Annotated in this window: 1 protein-coding gene and 2 pseudogenes; all 3 read right to left on the bottom strand. The window is 55.8% G+C overall.

The features are described from left to right. Positions 1 to 124: 124 nt before the first annotated feature. A pseudogene (locus WA354_RS12370) lies at positions 125 to 1,039 on the bottom strand (IS3 family transposase); the annotation flags it as partial. Positions 1,040 to 1,114: 75 nt separating this feature from the next. Further along, positions 1,115 to 2,359, bottom strand: a complete 1,245-nt coding sequence (gene ltrA / locus WA354_RS12375) for a group II intron reverse transcriptase/maturase (RefSeq protein WP_472813318.1) — start codon at positions 2,357 to 2,359, stop codon at positions 1,115 to 1,117. A gap of 542 nt (positions 2,360 to 2,901) precedes the next feature. Continuing rightward, positions 2,902 to 3,177: pseudogene (locus WA354_RS12380) on the bottom strand (transposase); the annotation flags it as partial. Positions 3,178 to 3,242: the final 65 nt, after the last annotated feature.

Here is a 3,242-nt window from a genome sequence, read left to right on the forward strand (position 1 = left end):
GGGAATGTGGAAATCGGCATTATCGATTTCCAAGGTCTGTGGGAAGGGTGGGAAAACAGCTTCATCGTTTTCCCATGCTTTCCATGGACCGGCATTTCCACGCCTGCTTCGGTCGTGACCACACTCAGGCCGCAGCTTTCGCCGCCAGGGTATTCTCCCATTCGTTTTCAAATTCAATCGGGCTGGCATAGCACAGTGTCGAGTGCATGCGTGTTTGGTTATACCAGAGCAACCAGGCTATGGTTTCATCCTTGGCCTGACGGATCGTTTCAAAGCGCTGGCCGTGCAGCCGTTCCACCTTCAGCGAGCCGAACAGCGTCTCCGAGCAGGCGTTGTCCCAGCAGTTTCCCTTGCCGCTCATCGAGGGTGTGATGGCATACTCTTTGAGCACTTTGTTGAACTCGTCGCTGGCGTACTGGCTGCCGCGATCGCTATGGAAGATCAGCTTGTTGTTTTGATCAGGACAGCGCTGGAACCATGCCATCTCCAAGGCGTCGATGACCAGGTTGCGCCGCATATCGGATTGCATCGACCAGCCCACTACACGACGACTGAACAGATCGATTACTACAGCAAGAAACAACCAGCCTTCTTCGGTAGCAATGTAAGTGATGTCGCCAGCCCACGTCTGGTTAGGCGCGGAAGGGGTGAAGTTGCGATTCAGAAGGTTGGGCGCAATGGGTAGATTGTGCCCGCTGTCAGTGGTTGTGACGCGAAAGCGTCGCTTGCCGCGGGCGCGAATGCCATGCTGCTGCATCAGCCGTTGCACACGCTGCTTGCCCACACGAATGCCTTGAGCTCGAAGCTGCCGCCAGATGCGCGGCCAGCCGTAGGCTCCTCGATTCTCTGCGTATGCCGCACGGATGTGTGCCAGCAGTGCCTCGTCGCTCAGATGGCGGCGTCGGGCTATCTCCCTGCGCCGCGCCAGGTGTTGGTGATATCCGGATACGCTTACGCCGAGCACGCGGCATTGCACCCGGATCGGCCAGATCCGCTTGTGGCGTTGAATAAAGGCATACTTCACTTCTGGCCCTTTGCGAGTCGAGTGGCGCGGAGGCGTTTCACCTCCGCGCTCTCCCAGAACTGGACGTGAGCCTCTCAACTCATCCAGCTCCTATTGCCCAACCGCGGGCCCAAGCCGCCAATGGGGAAGCAAAGTTGGCTGCCTTGACTTGAGTCGCTTCAGCCAATCCCACGCCTCCATTGGGCGCTTCTTGAACCTCTTGTATTTGCGTCGCGCCCAGCGAACCAATAGCTCATCTACCATACGCAACGCCTGATGCAGCGCTGCCGGATTGAATCGCCCATAATAGTTGACCCAACCACGAACTATCGGTAGCAGCCATCGTACAAGATCCTCCAACGCAAGGTCGCCTCGGTGCGAGAACTTCCACTGGCGCAAAACCAAATGCATCGCCTTGGTTGCCTTCGCACTGACTGCCGGAATGAAACTGACAAACATTTTCCCGGAACGGCTCATCGCCCCACGGGGCCGAAAAGTATGGCCCAGAAAGTCGAAGTTCTGTTCCGGATAATTACCTCGTCGATTAGCATCCCTGCAATAAACGATCTTGGTCTTTTGCGAATTGAGTTCCAACTTGCATTCCGCAAACCGCTGCTGAAGCTTGTCCAGCAACTGGCGAGCTTGATTCTCGCTGCCGCAGTGGATGATGGCATCGTCCGCATAACGCTCGAATGGACATGCAGGAAACTGGCGCTGCATCCACATGTCGAACGAATAGTGCAGGAACAGATTCGCTAAGATTGGGCTGACCACAGAACCCTGTGGACTTCCTTTCTTGCGATTTTCCAAGGTGCCATCCGGCATACGCACAGGCGCTTTCAGCCATCTCTCGATGTAGAGCAGCACCCATGCACAGTCCGTATGGTGGCGCACAGCACGCATCAAAAGTTCCCAGTCGATCTCATCAAAGAAACCTTTGACGTCCAGGTCCAGCACCCAGTCATGTCGCCAGCATCGCTGCCGAGCCACAGCCAGTGCATCATGTGCCGACCTCCCGGGGCGATACCCGTAGGAGTCGTTATGGAAAACAGGCTCCAATATTGGCTCCAGATATCGCTGCACTACCGTCTGGGCGATGCGGTCCGAGACCGTCGGAATTCCGAGCGGTCGCGTCCGTCCTCCTCCCTTCGGTATGTCAACCCGGCGAACCGCCGGCGGGAAATAACTGCCGGACGACATCCGGTTCCAAATTCGATAAAGATTGTTACCCAAATCTTGCTCGAAATCTGCAATGGAAATGCCGTCAACACCCGCCGCGCCTTGGTTTGCCTTCACCCGCTTGTATGCTTCCCATACATCGCGCTTCGCAATACAAAACGGTTTTGCTTTGTCCACAGAAGTCCTCCCTTTTCAGGTTGCTCCTATAACATTGCTGGACAACGACGCCCCTTCGATCCAGTTCCATTACAGAACCTTCATCTCTACTACGAGCGTCTCCGCCCCTGTGCCCCGCATCGGTACTCTGGCTCTCGCAAAGGCCATTTGCTTGAGCTTCTCCCTTCGCATCGGGACGACAGGTTCCTACGTTCCTCACTGAAGCCAGAATCAGACTCACGCCGCCTTAATGCCGGATGCCGATTGGACAGTAAACAGGTATCCCCAACCTAATCCCGGAACACATACCAGACCCCGGTTTTGACATCATCTCCGACTTTCGACATGTCATCAGCGGTTCACTTGCGTTCGTCTTCCTGATCCATACCTGACAAAGTCATCGCCTTGCCTTTTCCCTCAACGCACACCACAATGGCTCTTGACCAATGCAGCTTGGGGCGGTTTGAAACCAGCTCCTGCAAGCCGATTCCGAGGGGCCTGCCCTCATCTTCAATGAAGCTCAGCTTCCACCGGTGTTAAGGTGGACGCTTTCGTAGCACACAGAATGCCGTCGCTTTTCCCAGGATGTCGCGCTCCATCGTCACCCGTGCCAACTCGGCTCGCAAACGACTGATCTCCATTTGCTCGGCAGTCACTGCGCTTTTCCCGACGACACCTTTTAGCTTTCTGCCTCGATGCAATTTCACCCAGTTGGCTAAGGTTTGCTCAACCACTCCCAGGCTGCGTGCCGCTGCCGCCATCGTCTGGCCTGACTCCACAAGCCGAACTGCCTCCAGCTTGAACTCAAGCGTGTACCTGCCCCGCTTACCATTCCTCATCGTCGTTTCCCTTTCGCTATTAAAGCAGCTAGCTAAGGGGTACGTTTTGCGGGGGCAAGGTCACT

Source organism: Occallatibacter sp., assembly GCF_049802275.1.
GTDB lineage: Bacteria > Acidobacteriota > Terriglobia > Terriglobales > Acidobacteriaceae > Telmatobacter.